Raw genomic sequence first — 21,911 nt, forward strand, 5'->3', positions numbered from 1 at the left:
CGTCAACGCACAGCACCGGAGATCCTGCCCGATGGAACATCGGGTGGTTGGCTCGCCGCAGAGCGGGAGCCGGAAAGGAGTACGAGCATGGCGACTGCGTCGTTGCCCGTCATGTCCGCGGAGGGCGGACTTTCACGTTACCTGGACGAGATCCGTCGGTTCCCGATGCTGGAACCGAACGAGGAATTCATGCTGGCCAAGAGCTGGCGCGAGCATGGCGACCGCGACGCGGCCCATAAGCTCGTGACGTCGCATTTGCGTCTCGTCGCCAAGATCGCCATGGGCTATCGCGGCTACGGCCTGCCGATGGGCGAAGTCGTGTCGGAAGGCAATGTCGGCCTGATGCAGGCGGTCAAGCGCTTCGAGCCCGACAAGGGCTTCCGGCTTGCGACCTATGCGATGTGGTGGATCAAGGCTTCGATCCAGGAATATATCCTGCGCTCCTGGTCGCTGGTGAAGATGGGCACCACCGCCAACCAGAAGAAGTTGTTCTTCAACCTGCGCAAGGCCAAGAGCAAGATCTCGGCGCTCGGCGACGGCGATCTCAAGCCCGACCAGGTCAAGAGCATTGCGACCAAGCTCGGCGTCAACGAGCAGGACGTGATCGACATGAACCGCCGCCTCGGCGGCGACGCGTCGCTCAACACGCCGCTGCGCGAGGATGGCGAGGGTGAATGGCAGGACTGGCTCGTCGACGACAGCGACAGCCAGGAGAATCGTCTCGCCGCTTCCGAGGAGAGCGACAACCGCCATCTGGCGCTGCGCGAGGCGCTCGGCGTGCTCAATGATCGCGAGCGCCGCATCTTCGAGGCGCGCCGCCTCGCCGAGGACCCGATCACCCTGGAGGAGCTCTCCGAGGAGTTCGGCGTCTCGCGCGAGCGTGTCCGCCAGATCGAGGTCCGCGCCTTCGAGAAGGTGCAGGAGGCGGTCAAGAAGGCGCTGGTGAAGATCGAGGCGCCGCGGGCGGCCCTGCCCGCGGCCTGATCAATACAATGGCGGCAAAGGCTGCAAGGGCAGCCTGAGCGGCCCAAGGAAGACCCTGCCCTCGCGCAGGACCAGCGGCGGCAGCGGCGTAAGCCCTGCCGCCGTATTGCTTTGCCCGCCATCGCTGCGCCCGCCGAGCAGCGCACCGAGGCCCGCAGTCAGGCCGCCGACGTTGATGCCGGCGATGCGGTCGACACCGGCGACCGCAGCCGCGACCTTGCCGGCCGGCCGGTGCGCCTCGTCGAGCGTCACCTGGCCGCTCGCCTCCAGCCTCGTCGGGCCCTTGGTCATGACGAGCTTGGTCACATCCAAGATGCCGCCGGCCATGCGCCAGGCTTCGAGCGCATCGGGGTTGAAACCGCGCCGGAAGGACAAAGCGCGCGACAGGCTGGCCTGCAGATCGAGATCGGCAAGCTGGCCATTGCCAATAAGCGCCTCCAGCGCCGGCAGCGCGCCGCCTTTGGCGTTGACGGCAAGATCGACGGTGCCGTCACTGGCGAAGCGCTGCGGATTGGGCCGCAGATGCGCCTCGGCTGCAGCCGCACGCCAGGTCTCGGCCGCTGCTTGCCCGGGTTCGGTGACGGTCAGGACCGGCTCGCCCAGCACCAGTGAGAAGCGCTCGAAAGCGAGCCCGCTGAGATGCAGGCTCGCGGCCAGCGCCTTCCAGTCGAGCGCCGCCTTGCGGCCCTGCGGCAGGTTGGCCAGCATCGGGCCGGTCATCTGCAGGATGATGTGGCCGGGAGTCCAGACCTGCGCGACCGCAACGGCCGGGCCGGCATCGAGCTTGACCTCGTCGCCCCAGCGCGAGGAGGTCAGCGTCAGGCTGGCGCAGCGCACCTCGATGCGGAAGGGATAACCGCCGACGCTGCGCTCGCGGCAGGTCCAGTTGCGGCCGGCCTTTGCCTCGCGGGCGATGCCGGCATCGAGCTCCTGGTCGACCTTGCTGCGCGCAAAGCCCCAGATCCCCGACCAGCCGGCTGCGAGCAGCGCCAGCAGCACGAAGGGCGCATAGAGCCAGAAGCGGCCATGCCGGCGCACGGGCGTGGTATCGGACATGCGCGGGCGCTCCATTGCGAAAATCTCGGCAGGTTGATAGCGACCGGGGCCGCAACGCGCCAGCGCCGGCGAGGGTGATCCGCCTACGGGTCGCCCTGCCTCTCTGGCGAGGCAAGCGGGCTAAATTGTGAGGAAACGGATGAGGGCGCCGCTTCCGCCGGAAGATCTCTGGGTGTTCGGCTACGGTTCGCTGATCTGGCGTCCCGGTTTCGCCTTCGTCGAGCGTGCCGGCGCGCGCCTGCACGGCTACCACCGCGCGCTCTGCATCTATTCGCATGTCCATCGCGGCACGCCCGAGGTGCCGGGGCTGGTGCTCGGCCTCGATCGCGGCGGCATCTGCCGCGGCGTCGCCTTCCGCGTTCCCGCCGACCAGGCGGAGGAGACGATCGACTACTTACGGGCCCGTGAGCAGGCGACCGCGGTCTATCTCGAACGGCGGCTGGCGCTGCGGCTCGACGACGGCCGCCGGCTTACTGCGCTCACCTACATCGCCGATCGTAATCACGAGCAATATGCCGGGCGCCTTCCGGAGCAAGCGGTGCTGGCCTTCGTCCGGCAAGGCAAGGGCGTCTCGGGCGAGAATCCGGATTATGTCCGGCGCACCCATGAGCATCTGCACGAGATGGGCATCCACGACCCGCTGCTGGCGCATCTCGTCGCCGAGCTGGACAGGACGAACGAGCCGGGAGCGCCCTGAGCGCTCACGCCTCCGGCATCAGGTCGCAGAGCGCGGCGCGGCGGCCGGCGCTGTCTTCCGCCAGGAGATGGACATGGATCTCGCTGGCGCCGGCCATGGCGACGGCGTCGCGCCAGCGCGTCAACGCCGCATCGATGCCGAACGGCCCGCTGTCGCGCGCCGCGACGATCTTCCGGTCAGGCGACACCGCCAGCAGCACCGCGCCAGTGAAGCCGAGTGCATGCCCGTCCTGGATGGCGAAGACCGAGGCGACATAGCGCCGGCCGGAACGGCCGCGCCAGGCGGTGAAACGGCGCTCGGCGAGCTGGGCCGTCGCGCGTAGTGGCATCTCGCGCACCTGTCCCGGCAGACCGGCAGCATCGTCGAACAGCGGCGCGGCGCGCTCCGCCTTCGCAGGCTGCAGCGCCTCCAGCAGATTGAGCTGGCGCGGCATCTTGTCGGGCGACCGGTTGCGGTCGATTGGGAAACGGGCTCGGGCCAAAGCAGCCATATCGTTCCTCCTTTGTTCTAGAACAAAATCGGAACACTCAAGTCCGTTGTCAAGGCCGATCACGCGCTGGGCTGCGCCTCCTGACGTATACTGACAGGAGCGGGCACGCCGAGCCGGTCGAGCTCGGCGAGACCATCGGCCAAGAGCCGGTTGCTCGCCGTCTCGATCTGCTCCTGCAGCAGGGCGTGGAAAGCCGCCTTGTCCAAGCCCGGCGGAATCGCCGGCATGATCTCGACCTTGATCGTGCCCGGCCGCTTGATCAGGCTGCGGCGCGGCCAGTAGAGGCCGGCATTGAGCGCGACGGGGACGCAGGGAACGCCGAGCTCGGCATAGAGATGGGTGACGCCGTATTTGTAGGCCGGCTCGGCGCCGGCCGGCCGGCGTGTGCCCTCCGGGAAGATCATCAGCTGGCGCCCGTTCTGGCCGAGCTCGACCTTGGCGCGCCTTGTCACCGCCTGCAGCGCCCGGCTGCGGGCGCCGCGATCGACCGGGATCATCCTGAGCTTGAGCAGGCACCAGCCGAAAAAGGGCAGCCAGGTCAATTCGCGCTTGAGGATGTAGACGGGGTTGCGGAACACCGTCACCAGCGCGAAGGTCTCCCAGGTCGACTGGTGCTTGGCCGCCATGATGATCCCGCCGGGCGGAATGTTCTCGGTGCCCTTGATCTCGTAGCGTGTGCCGACGATCACCCGCATCCACCAGAGCGACGTCTGCGCCCAACACAGCGCGATCTTCAGCAGGAAGCGCGGCGGCAGCACCATCGTCACCATGGCCGCGAGCAGCCACAAGGCGAGGTTCAGGTAGAAGGCGGTGTTGAACAGGAGCGAGCGGATTAGAAGCATGATCTGCAAGAACCCCGGCTGCCAAAGCGCGTCAAGAGCCCTTCGAGCAGGTCAGGCTCCGCGCGCCTGCGTCGCCGCCCGCGAGCGCTTCTCGTGCTCGGGACCGATCTGGTCGCTCGGCTTCGGCGAGATCGGCTTGCGCCCGCCGATGATCACCGAGAGCCTTGACGTCTCAGGGTCCGTTTCCAGTTTGCTGCGCGCGGCAGCAACCAGGTATTTGAGGTATTCGGGCACCAGAAGTCGGAGCGTGTGCCAGTCGCGCCACCAGCCGGCGACGTCGACCTGGTCGGTCACCACGGGATGCGGCACGAAGCGCACCTCGGGCATCGCATGCCGGAGTTCGAGCAGCGTGCGCGGCATGTGGTAGTTCGAGGTCACCACCAGCAGCGAGCGGAAATCATGGCGGCGGACCCAGCGCCGCGTCTCGATGGCGTTGCCGATGGTGTTGCGGGCGCGATAGTCGAGGTCGACGCAGCAGGCGAGCGCCTCGCGCGCCGTCGGGTTGAGCTTGGCCAATTCCTCCCGGCCGGTCTTCTCGTTGACGCCGCTGATCAGGAGACGGCGTCCGCGCTCGGCGTTGAGCAGGCTGACGGCATCGCCGATGCGCTGCGCCCCGCCGGTGACGACGACGATGGCGTCGGTCCGCGGCGCCGCTCCGGCTTCGGTCCGAGACAAGCCGGTGGCAAACCAGACATAGCCGGCGGCGACGACGAAGCAGCCGCACAGGCAGGACCAGACAAGGAAGCGGCGAAACCAGCGGCGCCGCGGAGAAGCGAGCGTCGTCATCGGTCGCGAGGCAGCCGGGCTGTCCTCAACACAGGGGAATTGACCTTGCCGGGTTCCAAGGAGCACCATGAGATCGGGTAACTAACCGCCCAATCGGGCACAATGACGGCACTCTCACAACTCCGCCGCGCAGCGAGTCAGCCCATTGCCCTGAGATAATGGCGCACCGTCAGCCGCGAGACGAGTCCCGCGATCGCCGCGACCACCGCCGCGACCAGGATGACGACGCCATAGCCGGACCAGCCGATCTCGAAGGCTCCGAACAGCGCCTGCAACTGGTCGGCTTCCGGGGTCGCGCTCCAGGCCGAGGAGAGGAAGCCGAGCAGCGCGATCGCAACGATCGCCGCGAGCCCGCCGGCCGCGCCGCCGCGCAGGCCGAGCGCGACGAATCGCGTCTGGAACTCGCGCGCGATGAACTCGTCGGTCGCGCCGACGAAATGCAGCACCTCGACCGAATCGCGGCTGCCGGCCATGGCGCCGCGCGTCGCGAAGGCGACGGCGAGCCCGGCCGCCACCAGCACCAGCAGCACCACCGCGACGCCGGCGAGGATGATCGTGCTCGCCATGGTCGAGAGGCGGCGCACCCAGAGCCGGTGATCGTCGAGCATCGCGCTCGGCACCTCGCGCCGCAATGTCTGGCTGAAGGCGACAAGATCGTTGGCGGAGGTCGAGGACAGCCGCAGCACGATCAATCGCGGGATCGGCAGTTCGACGAGATCGAGCCCAGCGCCGAGCCAGGGTTCGAGCAGCTTGTCCGATTCGGCCCGCGGCATCGGCCTGACATCGGCGACGCTCGGCACGGCGCGGGCGAGCTCGACCGCGCGGGCGATGTCCTGCTCGATGTTGCGGCGCGGATCGGGCCGGACCTGGATCGTCATCTCGTTGGCGACCGCGCCGCGCCACTGCTCCGAGGCGCGGGCGGCGAGCAGCGCCGCCCCGGCGCTCAGCGCCGCCAGGAAGGTCAGGATGGCGATGACGACGACGAGCGCGCGCCCGGCGACGGAATCGACCGGCACGAGCGGCTGGTCGCGGCGCAGGCTCGCCGGCAGGCGCGAGCCGCCGCGTGGCCGCTCATCCTCGGCTTCGTCCAGGTCGAGATGGTCAGGCGTCGACATGCAGATGCCCATCCGCCAGCACGAGGCGCGGCGCGTCGTAGAGTTCCATCAGCGCGATGTCGTGGGTCGCGATCACCACCGCGGTTCCGAGCGACTGCAATTCCATGAACAGGCGGAGCAGGCGGCGCCCGAGTCCGGGGTCGACATTGCCGGTCGGCTCGTCGGCGAGCAGCAATTGCGGCCGGCTGATCAGTGCGCGCGCGATCGCGGCGCGCTGTTTCTCGCCGCCGGAGAGGACGGCGGGCACCGCATGCATGCGCTCGCCGAGCCCGACCCAGCGCAGCAGCTCGACCACCTCGGCGCGATAGCTCGCCTCGTCCTTGCCGAGGACGCGCAATGGCAGCGCGACATTCTCATAGACCGTCAGGTGGTCGAGCAGCCGGAAATCCTGGAAGACGACGCCCATGCGTCGCCGGAAATCGGTCAGCGTGGCGGCTTCGAGGCGCGAGACGTCCTGGCCGAACAGGTTGACCAGCCCGCGCGTCGGCTTGAGCGCCATCAGGATCAGCCGGATCAGCGTGGTCTTGCCCGCGCCCGACGGCCCGGTCAGGTACTGGAAGGAGCGCGGCGCGATGCTGAAGTTGATGTCCTTCAGCACCTCCGGTCCCATCCCGTACCGCAAGCCGACATTCTCGAACCGAACCAACGCTGTTCCTCTCGCTGAACTTTCCGAATCGTAGCGGACGGGCGCCGAGCCGGCACGACCTTACACCGAGACCAAGCCCCGGCAGGAAGCACCGGCAGGTTTTCCTCAGCCCTGCTCGGTTCGGGCTTTACGTGACGTTAACCATAAATCGACCCTATGGGAGGCGGAGCGGCTGGCCGCACCCGCTTGCGCTTGCGCGCAGCGGCGGGAGGATCAGGCTCCGGACCGACATCCCCGGGGATGCAGCGCGGAGCGAGCATTTTTAAGGCCATGCAGATCGTCTGCCCCAACTGCGCCAGCCGGTATGAGATCGCCGAGGCCAAGATCGGGGCCGGAGGTCGCAAGGTGCGCTGCGCCAGCTGCCAGACGACCTGGCAGATCCAGGCGCCGCGAGAGGCGCAGCCGACCGAAGAGGTCCTGCAATCCGATCTCGATGCCGCGATGCCGGATTTTCCTGGCGCCCCCAGCCCCGAGGAGACCGCCGCGGAGTTGGCCGAAGAGCTGCGCCGAGCCGCCGAGATCGACGCCGACATCTCGGCGCTCGCATCGGAGCGGGCCGAGCCGGCGCAGCCGGATGCGACGCCGCCATCACGGCTTTCGAAGCGGAAGCGCAACTGGCCGGGCGCCCGCAAGCCGGCTGGGAGCCTGCCATCCGCAGCTGCCGGCCTCTTCGTCGTCGCCGGGCTCGCCGCGCTCGGGCTCGGGCTCTGGCAGCGCGAGCGCGTCGTTCGGGTGATGCCGCAATTCGCCGGCCTCTATGCGAGCATCGGCTTGCCGGTGAATGTGCGCGGACTCGCCTTCAGTGCCGTCGAGAGCGAGCTGGTTCAGGATCCGCAGGGGCGTTTCCTCGTGGTTTCCGGCGACGTCACCAATATCGCCAAGAGCACGACGAAGGTGCCGCCGATCACGGTGATGGTGCAAGGCGAGGACGGCAAGGTGCTCTACAGCTGGACGACGGAGCCGCCGCGCCCGTCGCTCGAGCCGGCGGAATTGATGCATTTCCGCGCTCGCCTCGCTTCGCCGCCGCAGGATGGCCGCTCGGTCCAGTTGCGTTTCGGCGGGGGCAGCCCCGACGGCTTAGCCAGCCTCTACTGATTTCCCACACCCCTGAAGGCCGGCCGCTTCAATTGTCGGCACATGAACGCTATGATTCAGGCCTGAAGAGTTTAGCCCGCGATCACGGGGCTGCGCGGGCACGGGCCCGCGCCGAAAGGAACGGTCGTCGATGTCCCAGCCCCAGCGTATCCGCGTTCTCTACGACGAGGCGGCGATCGCCACGCGCAATGCCGAAATGGCCGCCGAGATCGCCACCACCGCCGGCGAGGACCTGCTCGTCGTCGCGGTGCTGAAGGGTAGCTTCATGTTCGTCGCCGACCTGATCCGCGCCATGCACCGCGCCGGCATGACCCCGCAGGTCGAATTCGTCCATCTCTCGAGCTATCGCGCCGCCACCGTGTCCTCCGGCCAGGTCGAGATCCTGCGGGACGTGCAGAGCGACGTCCGTGGCCGGCACGTCCTGCTCGTCGATGACATCCTCGAATCCGGCCGCACGCTCGCCTTCGCCAAGGATCTGCTGGCCGCGCGTGGCGCCGCCCGCGTCTCGACCGCCGTGTTGCTGGAGAAACCGGCCAAGCGCGCCGTCAACATCGAAGCGGACTATGTCGGCTTCGAATGCCCGGACTTCTTCGTCGTCGGCTACGGCATGGACGTCGCCCATTCCTATCGCCAACTGCCCTATGTCGGCGTGATCGAGACCGCCGACCAGGCCGGTCTGCCGGGGATCTGAGGACATGTCGCGCATTCTCGTGGTCGATGACGAGGAAAGCCTGCGCTCGCTGGTCGCGCGCGGCCTCGCCATGGACGGGCATGACTGCCTGACAGCCGGCGACGGCGCCGAGGCGCTCGACATCCTGATGGCCGAGCAGGGCCATTTCGACCTGCTGCTCACCGATATCCGCATGCCCTTGATGGACGGCATTGCATTGGCGCTCGCGGCCAAGCAGCACTTCCCCGACCTCACCATCATGCTGATGACCGGCTATGCCGAGCAACGCGAACGGGCCAAGAGCCTGGAGACGATCGTCTCGGAGGTGATGACCAAGCCCTTCACCATCGCCGAATTGCGCGAGACGGTGCTGCGGGTGATCGAGCGCTCGATCGGGTGAAATCCTTCGCCCATTAACGCCCGGACAATGATATCTATCTTTGGTAGACACCACCTGTTTGGAGCGCGCGACATGGGTGACGCTGCATCGGCGAGGGCCAAGCTCTTCATGCACGGCCGCAGCCAGGCGGTGCGGCTGCCGAAGGAGTTCCGCTTCGAAGGCAGCGAGGTGCAGGTCAGCAAGGTCGGCGGCAAGGTCATCCTCGAACCGGTCGCGCGTGCGCCTTTCGATGCTGCCGCCTGGCGCGCCCGTCTCGACGCGCTCGGCGCGCGCGATTTCCTAGTCGAGGGGCTGCCGGACGACCCGCCTCCGGACGACGAAGACGAGATCGGGTTCGGCTGAGCCGTTCCGATGTTCTGCCTCGATACCAATGTGATCGTGTTCGCGATCAACGGCCGCGTTCCGGCCATCGAGCGGCGGCTTCAGCAAGAGCTGGCGGCAGGAACGACGCTCCTGATCCCCACGATCGTCCTCTTCGAATTGCGCTACGGCATCGCCAAGAGCGCTCGGCGCGAAACATCTGCACGGATCCTCGACGCCTTCCTGGCGGAAGGCTTCGAGGAGCTTCTCTTCGATTCCGAGGATGCGGCTGAGGCCGGTGACGTCCGCGCCGTGCTCGAAACCTCCCGCACGCCGATGGGTGCTTACGACATCCTGATCGCGGCCCAAGCCCGGCGACGGGGTGCGGTTCTCGTCACAGGCAACCGCCGCGAATTCGAGCGCGTAGCCGGTCTGATGGTTACCGATTGGGCGGGGTGATCGTTCAGCGATTCAGCCACCAGATCGAAGCGTTGAGCAGGCTCGCGAACGAGACCCAGGCGAGATAGGGCACGAACAGTGCCACGGACAGCCTGTCACCGAGCGTTGCAAAGCGCCGCATCGTCCAGATCATCGCCGCCAGCAGCAGCGCGATCACGGCGAGCCCGCCGGCCGGGCTGTTCAGGCCGAAGAACACGCAGGACCAGAGCATGTTGAGCGCGAGCTGGACGTGGTAGGCGAGCAGCGTTTGCGCTCTGGCTGCGGTTCCGGTCGGCAGCCGCCAGATGCGGAAGGCGGCCAGCGCCATCAGCACAAACAGCGTCGTCCAGACCGGCGCGAACAGCCAGTTCGGCGGGTTGAAGGGCGGCTTGGCGAGGCCGGCATACCAGCCTGGAATCTGCGGCACGGTCACGGCACTGCCGATCAGCGATGCCGCCACCACTGGCAGGATTGCGAGGGCCGCAGCAAGCCACACATTCGGCTGACGGTCGGTGCTGTCTGTCGCTATGCTCATGCGGCGAGGATGGAGCTTCCCTGCGCGCCACACAAGACGCGCCTCTTGCAGCGCAGCAATTCAGGTGAGATGAATCGTCTTACATAGTGGAAATCGGATCGACCATGACCAAGCGCCCGCTGCACCCCCGTTCGCTCGCCGCCCAGGCGATGGGCAAGATCGACCCGCTGACCAAGGCCGTGGTGCCGCCGATCCACGTCTCCACCACCTATATCCGCGACGAGGACAACGCCTATTCCTCCGGCTTCATCTATGGCCGGCCGGACAATGAGACGGTGCACGAGGCGCAGGCCGTGCTCGCCATGCTGGAGGAGGCCAAGGCCGGCGCCCTGCTGTTCGGCTCCGGCATGGCCGCGGCGACCGCCGTGTTCCAGGCGCTCTCGCCGGGCGATCATGTCGTCGCCTCCAAGGTGATGTACTGGGCGCTGCGCGCCTGGCTGCTGACCGAGGCGACGCGCTGGGGCCTGAAGATCGACTTCGTCGAGACCGACGACCTCGCCAAGCTGAAGGAAGCGGTAAAGCCCGGCGTCACCAAGCTGGTTTGGGCCGAGACGCCGTCCAACCCGCTCTGGACCATCACCGATATCGCCGCCGCTGCCGAGATCGCTCATGCGGCCGGCGCGAAGCTCGCGGTCGATTCGACCTGCGCCTCGCCGGTGCACACGCGCCCGCTGACGCTCGGCGCCGACATCGTCATGCATGCCGCGACCAAGGTGCTGAACGGCCATTCCGACGTCGTCGCCGGGGCGCTCTGCGCCCGTGAGGACGATGAGTTCTGGGCCCGCATCAAGACCGTCCGCAAGGGACAGGGCGGCATTCTCGGCCCGTTCGAAGCCTATCTCCTGATGCGCGGCATGCGCACGCTCCATCTCCGGCAGGAGCGCCAGTCGGCCTCGGCGATGGCGCTGGCGCAGAAGCTGTCGGCTCACCCGCTGGTCTCGCGCGTGCTTTATCCCGGCCTGCCGCAGCATCCCGGCCACGATATCGCCGCCCGCCAGATGGAGGGCGGCTTCGGCTTCATGCTCTCGGTCCAGGTCACTGGCGGCGAGGCTGCGGCGGTCAAATCGGCCGCGCATGTCGAGCTCTACAAGCGCGCCACCTCGCTCGGTGGCGTCGAGAGCCTGATCGAGCATCGTGCCTCGATCGAAGGCGCCGGCTCGCCTTGCCCGCCCGACCTGCTGCGCCTCTCGACCGGCATTGAAGATGTCGAGGATCTCTTCGCCGATCTCGACCAGGCGCTGAAGGCCGGGCATCGCTGAGACCAAGGCCGAGGCTATCCCATCGCTGCCATTCCGGCCTCCCGTTTCGCCGTGGCGGGGAGGATGGCTGGCCTGTCACGGGCCGCCGCGATCATCGCCATCCTCGCCAAAAGTCTGTGACACCAAAGTGCGAGCCCGCGGCGCTTGTCGGCGCGGGCTTGCTGCCTATGATGCGACGAACTCGAATAAGGCCGGTCGGATCGTCGTGGCGCGTTGCCGCGAGCCGATGAACCGGTCCTGACGACGGCCCAAGTCTGGGGAGACGCCTGTTATGACCGAGATGATCTACGACGTGCCAGCTTCCTGGGCCAAGAAGGCCTGGCTGAACGACGCCAAGTACAAGAAGATGTATGCGGCCTCGATCAAGGACCCGGACAAGTTCTGGGGCGAGCACGGCAAGCGGATCGATTGGTTCAAGCCCTACAGCAAGGTCCGGAACGTCAGCTACAAGCCGGGGAAGGTCTCGATCAAATGGTTCGAGGACGGCACCACCAACGTCGCTTTCAACTGCATCGACCGGCACCTTGCGACGCGGGCCAAGCAGACGGCGATCATCTGGGAGGGCGATGATCCCAGCGAATCGAAGAAGATCAGCTACGGCCAGCTCTATACCGAGGTCTGCAAGTTCGCGAACGTGCTGAAGGCCAAGGGCGTCAAGAAGGGCGACCGGGTCACGATCTACCTGCCGATGATTCCGGAAGCCGCCTACGCCATGCTGGCCTGCGCCCGGATCGGGGCGATGCATTCGGTGGTGTTCGGCGGCTTCTCGCCGGATTCGCTGGCGAGCCGCATCGAGGATTCCGATTCAAAGATCGTGATCACCGCCGATGAAGGCCTGCGCGGCGGCCGCGCTGTGCCGCTCAAGAAGAATGTCGACGCCGCCGACGACAAGGTGAAGGGCGGCATCGGCACGGTGATCGTGGTCAAGCGCACCGGCGGCAACGTCACCATGAAGGATGGCCGCGACGTCTGGTACCATGACGAGGCCGCGAAGGTCTCAGGCCATTGCCCGCCGGTCGAGGTCAAGGCCGAGGATCCGCTGTTCCTGCTCTACACCTCGGGCTCGACCGGCAAACCGAAGGGGGTGCTGCATACCAGCGGCGGCTATCTCGTCTATGCGGCGATGACGCATCAATACGTCTTCGACTACCATGACGGCGACATCTACTGGTGCACCGCAGATGTCGGCTGGGTCACCGGCCACAGCTACATCCTCTACGGGCCGCTCGCCAACGGCGCCACGACGCTGATGTTCGAGGGTATCCCGACCTATCCGACGATCTCGCGCTTCTGGGACGTGGTCGACAAGCACAAGGTCAACATCTTCTATACCGCCCCGACCGCGATCCGCTCGCTGATGGGCGCCGGCGAGGAGCCGGTGAAGAAGACCAAGCGCAAGTCGCTGCGCCTGCTCGGCTCGGTCGGCGAGCCGATCAACCCGGAAGCCTGGGAGTGGTATCACCGCGTCGTCGGCGAGCGCCGCTGCCCGATCGTCGACACCTGGTGGCAGACCGAGACCGGCGGCATCCTGATCACGCCGCTGCCGGGCGCGACGAAGCTCAAGCCCGGCTCGGCGACACGGCCCTTCTTCGGGGTGAAGCCTGAGCTGGTCGATGCCGAGGGCAAGGTGCTTCAGGGCGTCGCCGAGGGCAATCTCGTCATCGCCGAGAGCTGGCCCGGCCAGATGCGCACGGTCTATGGCGACCACAAGCGCTTCGAGGAAACCTATTTCGCGACCTATCCGAACAAGTACTTCACCGGCGACGGCTGCCGGCGCGACGCCGACGGCTATTACTGGATCACCGGCCGCGTCGACGACGTGATCAACGTATCCGGCCACCGCATGGGCACGGCCGAGGTCGAGTCGGCGCTGGTGGCGCATCCGAGGGTGTCGGAGGCGGCTGTCGTCGGCTATCCGCACGACATCAAGGGGCAAGGCATCTACGCCTATGTGACGCTGATGGCGGGCGAGAAGCCCTCGGCCGACCTCAAGAAGGAACTGGTCGCCTATGTCCGCAACGAGATCGGCCCGATCGCCTCGCCGGACCTGATCCAGTTCGCGCCCGGCCTGCCCAAGACCCGCTCCGGCAAGATCATGCGGCGCATCTTGCGCAAGATCGCCGAGGACGAGTACGGCGCGCTCGGCGACACCTCGACGCTGGCTGATCCGGCCGTCGTCGACGATCTGATCGCCAATCGTCAGAACAAGCGCAAGGCGGGCTGAGGCCCGCCGGCTTCAGGCGACGCGGACCGGCGCGGTCGCGACAGAACCGGCGAGCATCTGCTCGCCGGCGATGCTGACCCGGTTCCGGCCTTCGGCCTTGGCCGCGTAGAGGGCCTGATCCGCGGCTTCGATCAGGGCTTCCCAGTCGGCGCCGCCGCGGCGCCCGGTGGCGACACCGAAGCTCGCGGTGACGCGTAAGTCCGTACCGTCGGCGAGCGTGATCGCCTGCTCCGCGATTGCGGCGCGCAGCGTCTCCGCGATCCGCGCGAGCGTTCGGATGCTGGTGTTCGGCAGGACGATGGCGAACTCTTCGCCGCCATATCGCATGACGAGGTCGTTCTTGCGGACCATCTCCGTCACGAGCGCTGCGACGGCACGCAGGACGGCATCGCCCGCGACATGCCCATAGGTATCGTTGATCGGCTTGAACCGGTCGATATCCATCAGGATCAGGCCGGTCTCGGCGGGCAGGTAGTCGAAATCAGGATCGCTCTGGCCGAGGCGGTCGAAGGTGCGGCGGTTCAGCAGGCCCGTCAGCGCGTCGGTTTCGGCCTGCACCTTGAGGCGCTCGGTCAGGCGCAGGCGCTCGCGCAGCTTGAGGCGCAGGGTTTCGAGCGCGGCGAACAATTCGTGGATCTCGCTGCCGTGCCTGTCGCTCCGCGCCGGGCGATCGAGGCCGCGTTCCTCGGCGAGCGCGACGATATGGTCGCGCGCCTGCAGCAATGGCCTGAAGATGCGACGGCGCGCCGCCAGAAGCAGGGTCAGGTTGATCAGCACGATCAGCACGGTGAAGGCGATCACCGCCTGGAGCCACCAGGCGCTGGCTGTCCGGCTCGCCTGCGCGTGCATCAGCATGTCGTCGAGGAAGCTCTCGCGCAGCCGCTCCAGCGGCGCCATCGACGGCACATATTGCAACGTCATCGCCTCGGTGGTGACCGAGTAGCGGTTCGATCGGCCCTCGGCCGCCAGCCGCGCGATCAGGCCGAGGCCCTCGCCGAAATAGAGCCTGTTGGCCTCGTGCACGGCGGCGACCAATTCGGGCGCATCGGCGTGCTGAGCGAGCTGGCGCTCCAGCGATTGCCAGATCTGCAGGAGGCGCCCGCGGGTGAGGGCGAGCTCGTCATGGGCGGCCATGGAGAGCGGCTCATGCGCGGCGATCGAGGGGGCGAGGAAGGAGCCCATCCGGCCGGCATATTCGCGCAGGTCGCCGAGCATCTGCCCGGCCAAAGCGTGCCCGGCGAGTGTGCTGTCGTGCTCGATCAGCTCGGCCATGGCTCCGGTCACCACGGGCCGCATCGTCTCGACGACGTCGAACATGCCGGCGATGACGCCCTGGATGTCGGCGCCGCTGCGCTCGGCCAGGGGCAGGACGCTCAATCGATCGGCCGCGCGGCGCGCTTCGGCGAGACGCAACTGAACGGCTTCCAGCCCCTCGCGCCCGACAAGGTGAGGGGCCCCGCTATCAACATCCGGCAGGATCTCGGCCAAGGAGCGGTCGCTCAGCGCGCGGAACTCGGCGAGCTTGCGCCGCGCGGCCGTATCGGGCGCGGGCTCTTCGCCGAGCACGCTGTTCATCGGACCGCGTTCCGCAGAGAGCCGGTTCGCCGCGGTCAGCACCTTGCGGTAGAGGGTAAGGGCCTCGAAATTGCGGCTGGCGCGGATATAATCGCTGCCGAGAATGCTGATCAGGCCTATTGCCAGCGCCAGCGACAGCGCAAGCAGGATCATGCAGCCCAGAACGAGTTTTGTATCGAGGCTGGCCCCGCGCCGCAAACGAGCAGCAACGGGCTCTGGGAATCGATCGCTCAAAACAAGCTCACGCTGCGACGGGGCAATCTGCCGTTAGGTGAGCTATCGGAGGCGGCGATTGAGATTCGGTAAACCGGTCATCGCCAACGTTGCCTTTCAGTTGGCCGGGTCTGAGCGTTTGCGCCTGACCTTAGCGTCGAGCTTGCGCCCATAGAGTTCCAGTCTGTGTCGCACGATCTCGTAACCGAGCTTGGCTGCGATCTTCGCCTGCAGCTCCTCGATCTCGGGCGAAGAAAACTCGATCACCTTGCCGCTCTCGATGTCGATCAGATGGTCGTGATGGGCCTGGTCGGCATGCTCGTAGCGCGACACGCCGTCCTCGAAGGCGTGGCGCTCGATCGCGCCTTGCGTCTCCAGCACCTTCATCGTCCGGTAGACGGTCGAGAGCGACAGGGTCGGGTCGTGCACGAAGGCGCGGGTGAAGATGCCCTTCGCGTCCGGATGGTCGTCGGCCTCCGCCAGGACGCGCAGGATCAGCCGGCGCTGCTGGGTCATGCGCAAACCCGCCTTGCGGAGCTGGAGCTCGAACGCCTCCACGCGCTGGTCGATTCCCTTCATGCCAGAGAGGTAGCAACGCTGAGAGGCATTTGCAAAAATGAGTTATCGCAATTCATTTGCAATTGCGTTGACAAATGCAAGTGGGTTGCAATAGCGTTCCATTGTTCACAGTCCTGCTATCGGAGACACCATGTTCACGCGCCGCTGTTTCCTTGGCTTTGCCGCCGCCACGACGCTCGCGTTCGGCCTCGCCACGTCCGCTGCGGGGGCTCTGGCGCAGGCTGCGCCGGGCAAGCCGCTGCGTGTCGTCACCACCTTCACGGTGATCCAGGACATCGCCCAGAACGTCGCCGGCACAGCCGCGATCGTCGAGTCGATCACCAAGCCGGGCGCTGAGATCCACGATTACCAGCCGACGCCGCTCGACGTAGTGAAGGCGCAATCGGCCGATCTCGTGCTCTGGAACGGCATGAACCTCGAGCGCTGGTTCGAGAAGTTCTTCGACAATGTGAAGAACGTCCGAAGCGCGGTGGTGACCGAGGGCATCGAGCCGATGGGCATCAAGGAAGGGCCCTATGAGGGCAAGCCCAACCCGCATGCCTGGATGTCGACGGCGAGCGCGCTGATCTATGTCGAGAACATCCGCAAGGCGCTGGCCGAGGCCGATCCGGCCAATGCCGCGACCTATGCCAAGAACGCCGCCGACTACGCCGCGCAGATCAAGGCGATGGACGCGCCGCTGCGCGCCCGGCTCGACAAGGTGCCGGCCGAGAAGCGCTGGCTCGTTTCCAGCGAGGGCGCCTTCAGTTATCTGACCCGCGACTATGGCTGGCGCGAAGCCTATCTCTGGCCGATCAATGCCGACGAGCAGGGCACGCCGCAGCAGGTGCGCCGCCTGATCGACCTCGTCCGCAAGAACAAGATCCCGGCGGTGTTCAGCGAGAGCACGATCTCGGACAAGGCCGCCAAGCAGGTCGCGCGCGAGACCGGCGCCAAGTACGGCGGTGTGCTCTATGTCGACTCGCTCTCCGATGCGCGCGGCGCGGTGCCGACCTATCTCAAGCTGCTCGAGGTCACCGTCGACACGATCGCGAAGGGGTTCGGCCAGTGAACCGTGAGGCCGCCGAGATCCGCCCGGGGCAGGGGCCGACGCCGTCGCTCGTGGTCAGCGGCGTCACCGTCCGCTACGCCAATGGCGTGACCGCGGTCAACGACGCCTCTTTCGCGCTCGGCCCGGGCACGATCTGCGCGCTGGTCGGCGTCAACGGCTCCGGCAAGTCGACGATCTTCAAGACGCTGATGGGCTTCCTGAAACCGGCGCAGGGGCTGGTCAGCATCGCCGGCCTGGAGGTGCGCCAGGCGCTGAAGCGCGGCCTCGTCGCCTATGTGCCGCAGGCCGAGGAGGTCGACTGGACCTTCCCGGTGCTGGTCGACGATGTCGTGATGATGGGGCGCTACGGCCATATGGGCTTCATGCGCCTGCCGCGAAAAGCCGATCGCGAGGCGGCCGAGCAGGCGCTCGATCGCGTCAACATGCTGGAGTTCCGCCGCCGCCAGATCGGCGAGCTCTCCGGCGGCCAGCGCAAGCGCGTCTTCCTGGCGCGTGCGCTGGCGCAGGGCGGCCAGGTGATCCTGCTCGACGAGCCTTTCACCGGCGTCGACGTCAAGACCGAGGACCAGATCGTCGGGCTGATGCGCGAACTCAGGGCGGAAGGCCGGCTGATGCTGGTCTCGACCCATAATCTCGGCTCGATCCCGGATTTCTGCGACCAGGTCGTCATCGTCAACAAGACCGTGCTCGCCGCCGGGCCGACCGAGACCACCTTCACCCAGGACAATCTGCAGCGGGCCTTCGGCGGCGCGCTCCGGCATTTCCGCCTGGAAGGCGCGAGCCTGCATGCCGATGCCGACGAGCGCCGCGTCACCGTGATCACCGACGACGAGCGCCCGCTCGTGTTCTATGGCGACCGCGACCAGGAGAAGCCCGCCGCCGGCAGGAAGGACGGGCAGCCGTGATCGAACTTCTGCTCGAGCCCTTCGGCTATCAATACATGGTCAAGGCGATCTGGGTCTCGGCCCTGGTCGGCGGCGTCTGCGCCTTCCTGTCCTGCTATCTGATGCTGAAGGGCTGGTCGCTGATGGGCGATGCGCTGGCGCATGCGATCGTGCCCGGTGTCGCGCTCGCCTATCTCCTCAAGGTTCCCTATGCCGCCGGCGCCTTCTTCTCCGGCCTGCTGGCGGCCCTCGCTATGGCGCTGGTCAGGGTGCGCACGCAACTGCGCGAGGATGCCGTGATCGGCATGGTCTTCACGACGTTCTTCGCCGTCGGCCTGATGATCGTCTCGATCAACCCGACCTCGGTCAACGTCCAGTCGATCGTGCTCGGCAACATCCTCGGCATCTCCGACGAGGATGTGATCCAGGTCGCGATCATCGCCTTCGTCTCGCTCGCCATCCTGCTGCTGCGCTGGAAGGATCTGATGCTGGTCTTCTTCGACGAGAACCAGGCCCGCGCCGTCGGCCTGTCGCCGACGCGGCTGAAGATCCTGTTCTTCGTGCTGCTCTCGGCCTGCACGGTCGCGGCGCTGCAGACGGTCGGCGCCTGCCTCGTCATCGCCATGGTGGTGACGCCCGGCGCGACCGCCTATCTCCTAACCGACCGTTTCGGCCGGCTGATCGCGATCGCGGTGACGATGGGCGTCGTGACCTCGGCGGTTGGCGCCTATGCCAGCTACTTCCTCGACGGCTCGACCGGCGGCCTCATCGTCGTGTTCCAGACGCTGCTCTTCCTCGCCGCCTTCCTGTTCGCGCCCAAGCATGGCCGCCTCGGGGCGCGCCGCGCCGCCAGCGTCGGAGGTCCGGCATGAGCCTCATCCAAACCTGGCTGCTCGCGCCCTTCGCGCATGAGTTCATGATGCGCGGCCTTGCCGTCGCGGTGATGGTCGGGCTCGTCTGCGCCGTGCTGTCCTGCTTCCTCGTGCTCAAGGGCTGGTCGCTGATGGGCGATGCGGTCTCGCATGCCGTGCTGCCCGGGATCGTGCTCGCCCATATCGCCAGCCTGCCGCTCGCCATCGGTGCCTTCGCGGCGGGCCTGACCTGCGCCTTCGGCATCGGCTATCTCAAGGAGAACAGCCGGGTGAAGGAGGACACGGTGATGGGCATCGTCTTCTCCGGCATGTTCGCGCTCGGCCTCGTGCTGTTCGTCAAGGTCGACAGCGACCAGCACCTCATGCACATCCTGTTCGGCAACATGCTCGGCGTGACCTGGGGCGACATCGCCGAGACGGCGCTGATCGCTTTGCCGGTCGCCGGCTTCATGCTCGTCAAACGACGCGACTTCCTGCTGCACGCCTTCGATCCGGCGCATGCGCGGGCGATCGGCCTGCCGGTCAGGGCGCTGCATTTCGGCCTGCTCGCCATGCTGGCGCTGACCATCGTCGCCGCGCTCAAGGCGGTCGGCATCATCCTCGTCGTGGCGATGCTGATAGCGCCCGGTGCGATCGGCTACCTGACCACGCGCCGCTTCGACCTGATGCTGCTGGTTGCGGTCGCGGCGGCGGTGACGTCGAGCGTTCTCGGCACGATCCTGAGCTTCCATCTCGACGTCGCGACCGGGCCCTGCATCGTCGTGGTGCAGGCGATGCTGTTCCTGGCCGCGCTGACGCGCAGCCTCCTTAGGACGCGGAGGCTGGCCGCGGTGCGGCCAGCCTGAGCCCTACCGCGAAAAATGGGACCTCTTGGGAATAAGGCCCCTCGCCACGCGTTCTTCCCAAATCCGCCAAGGTGTCCCGCTGCGATGGGACATGGCCGATATGGAGGAGACGATGATGAGCGAGACCGACCAGAAGCGACGAACGCTGCTGCGGCTGGCGCTGTTCGCCTTGCCGATGGCGATCGCCGGCTCGGCACTGACCGCGACCGCGGCGCGGGCCGACGACGATGACGACGACGATGATCGCCGGCGCCGTCGCTGGTATCGCCGCCGCTATTACGATGATGGCTATCGGCGGCGCAGGCGCGATGACGACGACTACCACTCCCGGCGGCGCAGGCGCCGGCGCGACGACGATGACGATGATTGATCGTCGCGGCTGAGCCGTCGGCTCAAGCCGCTTGAACCGGCTCGCTGTCCTCGATGCGGCTGACCTCGACCCATTGGTTCAGGCATTGGCACAGGCTGCCGCTGGTCAGGAAGGCGATGTCGGCGGCGTCGCGGCCGGCGGCGATGCGGACCATGCCCTCGATCGGCGCCAGCCGGGTCGGATCGACCAGCCACCAGCGCCCGTCGAGGAAGACCTCGAACACGGCATGGAAATCCGGCGGGTCGAGATCGGCGGCATAGACGCTGACGGCACGCGCCGGCAGGTTCAGCGCCCGGCAGAGCGCGATGGCGAGATGGCTGAAGTCGCGGCAGACGCCGGCGCGGTCGATGAAGGTCTGCTCGGCCGTGGTCTGCGCGTTGCTGACGCCATGGATGTAATCGACATGCTCCTGCAGCCAATCGACCACGGCGAGCACCTTGGCGCCGCCCGCCTCGATGTCGCTGAACTCGCGCTGGGCGAAGCGCATCAGATTGTCGGAAGGGCAGAAGCGGCTGGGCAGCAGATAGGGCAGCACCTCGGCGGGCAATTCGGCCCAGGCATGCTGGCGCGCCTGCGCATGCAGTTGGCGGCGCATGCCGTTGTCGATTGTGCCCTGATACTGGATCGAGACCTGGCCCGACAGCACGGCGCGGAAGCGGCGCATGCCGGTGTCCGCATCCAGATCGCGGATCAACTCGGCTGGCTGGTCGATCAGCAATTGTTCCGAGAGGGTGGTCTGGTCGGACGAAAGCGCCGGCTCGATCGCGACGATCACCGGCGTTTCATGGTCGAAGCGATAGACTAGGGTGGCGACGACCTTCAGCTTCACATCCTGCTCCCTTTGATCGCTGACGCGCGTCAACGTTGTGAGGAGCAGGATGTTCCGCGATTCCCGCGACAGCCGTACGAAGGCCGATGTGTCCGCCGTCAGCGCTTGGTCAGGAACGCCATGAAGGCGGCCTGCGCCTCCGCGGATTTCAATCGCTCGCCGAAATGGCGTGCCTCGGTCCCGATCGTCTCGGCCACGGCGGCAGCGCTGCCGCGCTTGAGCAGCGACTTCGTCAGCGCGACCGATTGCGGCGGCAGCGCCGCCAGCGCCCTGGCCTTGTCGAGCGCCGCCGCGAGCGCACCGCCATCCTCGGTGACGGCGTTGATCAGGCCGGCGTCCTGCGCGGCCTCGGGGCCGAAGGCTTCGCCCAGCATCAGCAATTCGGCGGCGCGCTTGCTGCCGGCGATCAGCGGCAGGAGATAGCTCGAACCGCCTTCCGGGCAGAGGCCGAGGCTGACGAAGGGCATGCGGAAGCTGGCGCCGCGACAGGCAAAAGCGAGGTCGCAATGCAGCAGCATGGTGGTGCCGATGCCGACGGCAAAACCTTCCGCCGCCGCGACGATCGGCTTCTTCGCCGTCGAGATCGCGGTCAGGAAGTCGATGGCGATCTCGGCGCCGACGCCGGTCGCAGCCGCAGCGGCGAAATCCTTGATGTCGTTGCCGCTGGTGAAGCAGCCGCCGGCGCCGGTGAGCACGACGGCGCGCACCGAGGCGTCGGCATCCGCGGCGGCGAGCGCGTCGATCAGCCCCTGATAGGTGGCGCGGTCGAGCGCATTGCGCCGGTCGGGCCGGTTCATGGTGATCTGCCTGACGCCCTCGGCCGGGGTCTCGCTCAGAACGGTCTCGCTCATGCAAACCTTCTCATCGTCTCTCCCGCCCGAGGCGGCGGCAGACGATGGGGGAGGGGATTGCGCCGGTCAAGGAAGCCCGGCAGGTTCTGCGTCGTTGCAGTGCAACCAGCATTATTTTAAGTTTCAAATAATCAGGGCGTGACGGCCACGCCGAGAAGACAGGGTGGAGACCGCATGCCCACAGTCACATTGGCCCGTCACGGAGATGTGGCCGTCGCGAGCCTCGACCATCCGCCGGTGAACGCATTGGCGGCGGCGTTGCGTTCCGACCTGTTGCAGGCGCTGACGCGGGCGATGGCCGACGG

General features: G+C 67.1%; 25 protein-coding genes. 14 read left to right on the forward strand and 11 right to left on the reverse strand.

All coding sequences use genetic code 11. The annotated features are described in order from the left end of the window. Window positions 1-87: 87 nt before the first annotated feature. Complete coding sequence (gene rpoH / locus BMZ69_RS12120) at window positions 88-984, forward strand: RNA polymerase sigma factor RpoH (RefSeq protein WP_092156884.1); 897 nt, start codon at window positions 88-90, stop codon at window positions 982-984. Here rpoH and BMZ69_RS12125 read toward each other — a convergent pair whose 3' ends face one another. Next, complete coding sequence (locus tag BMZ69_RS12125) at window positions 985-2,040, reverse strand: DUF2125 domain-containing protein (RefSeq protein WP_175506773.1); 1,056 nt, start codon at window positions 2,038-2,040, stop codon at window positions 985-987. Between the two features lie 139 nt (window positions 2,041-2,179). On the opposite strand from BMZ69_RS12125, the gene BMZ69_RS12130 reads away from it, so the two are divergent. After that, the gene (locus BMZ69_RS12130; protein ID WP_092156886.1) at window positions 2,180-2,737 is read left to right on the forward strand and encodes a gamma-glutamylcyclotransferase; all 558 of its coding nucleotides are present in this window, start codon (window positions 2,180-2,182) and stop codon (window positions 2,735-2,737) included. A gap of 4 nt (window positions 2,738-2,741) precedes the next feature. On the opposite strand, the gene BMZ69_RS12135 is transcribed toward BMZ69_RS12130, so the two are convergent. The 5 genes from BMZ69_RS12135 to ftsE all read right to left on the reverse strand — a co-directional run bounded on the left by BMZ69_RS12135 (window position 2,742) and on the right by ftsE (window position 6,616). Beyond that, window positions 2,742-3,227 carry a hypothetical protein gene (locus tag BMZ69_RS12135; RefSeq protein WP_092156887.1) on the reverse strand — a complete coding sequence of 162 codons (486 nt, stop codon included), beginning with the start codon at window positions 3,225-3,227 and terminating at the stop codon, window positions 2,742-2,744. Window positions 3,228-3,286: 59 nt separating this feature from the next. Further along, window positions 3,287-4,069: a lysophospholipid acyltransferase family protein gene (locus tag BMZ69_RS12140; RefSeq protein WP_092156921.1), complete on the reverse strand. Its 783-nt coding sequence runs from the start codon at window positions 4,067-4,069 to the stop codon at window positions 3,287-3,289. Between the two features lie 51 nt (window positions 4,070-4,120). After that, window positions 4,121-4,855, reverse strand: a complete 735-nt coding sequence (locus tag BMZ69_RS12145) for a YdcF family protein (protein ID WP_092156888.1) — start codon at window positions 4,853-4,855, stop codon at window positions 4,121-4,123. 137 nt (window positions 4,856-4,992) lie between these two features. Then, window positions 4,993-5,970 (reverse strand): cell division protein FtsX, encoded by a 978-nt coding sequence (locus BMZ69_RS12150; RefSeq protein WP_139219039.1) that lies wholly within the window; start codon window positions 5,968-5,970, stop codon window positions 4,993-4,995. Beyond that, window positions 5,957-6,616, reverse strand: a complete 660-nt coding sequence (gene ftsE, locus BMZ69_RS12155) for a cell division ATP-binding protein FtsE (protein ID WP_092156889.1) — start codon at window positions 6,614-6,616, stop codon at window positions 5,957-5,959. The genes BMZ69_RS12150 and ftsE overlap by 14 nt, the downstream gene beginning before the upstream one ends. A 270-nt stretch (window positions 6,617-6,886) precedes the next feature. Between ftsE and BMZ69_RS12160 the strand changes: the two genes are divergently transcribed. From BMZ69_RS12160 to BMZ69_RS12180, 5 genes are all read left to right on the forward strand, one after another. Further along, on the forward strand, window positions 6,887-7,711 hold the full coding sequence (locus BMZ69_RS12160; protein ID WP_175506774.1) for a zinc-ribbon domain-containing protein: 825 nt from the start codon (window positions 6,887-6,889) through the stop codon (window positions 7,709-7,711). A gap of 130 nt (window positions 7,712-7,841) precedes the next feature. After that, the gene (gene hpt / locus BMZ69_RS12165; protein WP_092156891.1) at window positions 7,842-8,402 is read left to right on the forward strand and encodes a hypoxanthine phosphoribosyltransferase; all 561 of its coding nucleotides are present in this window, start codon (window positions 7,842-7,844) and stop codon (window positions 8,400-8,402) included. Window positions 8,403-8,406: 4 nt separating this feature from the next. Beyond that, window positions 8,407-8,781: a response regulator gene (locus BMZ69_RS12170; RefSeq protein WP_091836358.1), complete on the forward strand. Its 375-nt coding sequence runs from the start codon at window positions 8,407-8,409 to the stop codon at window positions 8,779-8,781. A 72-nt stretch (window positions 8,782-8,853) separates the two neighbouring features. Continuing rightward, complete coding sequence (locus BMZ69_RS12175) at window positions 8,854-9,123, forward strand: antitoxin (protein ID WP_092156892.1); 270 nt, start codon at window positions 8,854-8,856, stop codon at window positions 9,121-9,123. A 9-nt stretch (window positions 9,124-9,132) separates the two neighbouring features. After that, window positions 9,133-9,540, forward strand: coding sequence for a type II toxin-antitoxin system VapC family toxin (locus BMZ69_RS12180; RefSeq protein ID WP_092156893.1), 408 nt, complete (start codon window positions 9,133-9,135; stop codon window positions 9,538-9,540). 4 nt (window positions 9,541-9,544) lie between these two features. Here the strand turns inward: BMZ69_RS12180 and BMZ69_RS12185 are convergent, their stop codons facing one another. Further along, window positions 9,545-10,054 (reverse strand): TspO/MBR family protein, encoded by a 510-nt coding sequence (locus BMZ69_RS12185; RefSeq protein WP_092156894.1) that lies wholly within the window; start codon window positions 10,052-10,054, stop codon window positions 9,545-9,547. 104 nt (window positions 10,055-10,158) lie between these two features. On the opposite strand from BMZ69_RS12185, the gene BMZ69_RS12190 reads away from it, so the two are divergent. Continuing rightward, window positions 10,159-11,313, forward strand: coding sequence for a trans-sulfuration enzyme family protein (locus BMZ69_RS12190; RefSeq protein ID WP_092156895.1), 1,155 nt, complete (start codon window positions 10,159-10,161; stop codon window positions 11,311-11,313). A 271-nt stretch (window positions 11,314-11,584) separates the two neighbouring features. Continuing rightward, entirely contained in the window at window positions 11,585-13,537 is a 1,953-nt protein-coding gene (acs, locus tag BMZ69_RS12195; RefSeq protein ID WP_092156896.1) for an acetate--CoA ligase, read from the forward strand. Between the two features lie 12 nt (window positions 13,538-13,549). Here the strand turns inward: acs and BMZ69_RS12200 are convergent, their stop codons facing one another. Together BMZ69_RS12200 and BMZ69_RS12205 are read right to left on the reverse strand one after the other, a co-directional pair. Continuing rightward, window positions 13,550-15,265, reverse strand: coding sequence for a GGDEF domain-containing protein (locus BMZ69_RS12200; RefSeq protein WP_092156897.1), 1,716 nt, complete (start codon window positions 15,263-15,265; stop codon window positions 13,550-13,552). 177 nt (window positions 15,266-15,442) lie between these two features. Continuing rightward, the gene (locus tag BMZ69_RS12205) at window positions 15,443-15,904 is read right to left on the reverse strand and encodes a Fur family transcriptional regulator (protein WP_092156898.1); all 462 of its coding nucleotides are present in this window, start codon (window positions 15,902-15,904) and stop codon (window positions 15,443-15,445) included. A 130-nt stretch (window positions 15,905-16,034) separates the two neighbouring features. Between BMZ69_RS12205 and BMZ69_RS12210 the strand changes: the two genes are divergently transcribed. The 5 genes from BMZ69_RS12210 to BMZ69_RS12230 all read left to right on the forward strand — a co-directional run bounded on the left by BMZ69_RS12210 (window position 16,035) and on the right by BMZ69_RS12230 (window position 19,926). Continuing rightward, window positions 16,035-16,955, forward strand: coding sequence for a metal ABC transporter substrate-binding protein (locus BMZ69_RS12210; RefSeq protein ID WP_092156899.1), 921 nt, complete (start codon window positions 16,035-16,037; stop codon window positions 16,953-16,955). Window positions 16,956-16,972: 17 nt separating this feature from the next. Then, window positions 16,973-17,860 (forward strand): manganese/iron ABC transporter ATP-binding protein, encoded by an 888-nt coding sequence (locus BMZ69_RS12215; RefSeq protein ID WP_139219042.1) that lies wholly within the window; start codon window positions 16,973-16,975, stop codon window positions 17,858-17,860. Further along, on the forward strand, window positions 17,857-18,711 hold the full coding sequence (locus BMZ69_RS12220; protein ID WP_092156901.1) for a metal ABC transporter permease: 855 nt from the start codon (window positions 17,857-17,859) through the stop codon (window positions 18,709-18,711). Before BMZ69_RS12215 ends, BMZ69_RS12220 begins: the two co-directional genes overlap by 4 nt. After that, window positions 18,708-19,556: a metal ABC transporter permease gene (locus BMZ69_RS12225; RefSeq protein WP_092156902.1), complete on the forward strand. Its 849-nt coding sequence runs from the start codon at window positions 18,708-18,710 to the stop codon at window positions 19,554-19,556. The genes BMZ69_RS12220 and BMZ69_RS12225 overlap by 4 nt, the downstream gene beginning before the upstream one ends. A 115-nt stretch (window positions 19,557-19,671) precedes the next feature. Beyond that, complete coding sequence (locus BMZ69_RS12230) at window positions 19,672-19,926, forward strand: hypothetical protein (RefSeq protein WP_139219040.1); 255 nt, start codon at window positions 19,672-19,674, stop codon at window positions 19,924-19,926. 22 nt (window positions 19,927-19,948) lie between these two features. Here BMZ69_RS12230 and BMZ69_RS12235 read toward each other — a convergent pair whose 3' ends face one another. Together BMZ69_RS12235 and BMZ69_RS12240 are read right to left on the reverse strand one after the other, a co-directional pair. After that, on the reverse strand, window positions 19,949-20,755 hold the full coding sequence (locus tag BMZ69_RS12235) for a transglutaminase-like domain-containing protein (protein WP_092156904.1): 807 nt from the start codon (window positions 20,753-20,755) through the stop codon (window positions 19,949-19,951). 98 nt (window positions 20,756-20,853) lie between these two features. Beyond that, window positions 20,854-21,606: an enoyl-CoA hydratase-related protein gene (locus BMZ69_RS12240; protein ID WP_092156905.1), complete on the reverse strand. Its 753-nt coding sequence runs from the start codon at window positions 21,604-21,606 to the stop codon at window positions 20,854-20,856. Window positions 21,607-21,911 lie beyond the last annotated feature (305 nt).

Source organism: Allobosea sp. CRIB-10 (genome assembly GCF_900112185.1).
Taxonomy (GTDB): Bacteria; Pseudomonadota; Alphaproteobacteria; order Rhizobiales; family Beijerinckiaceae; genus Allobosea.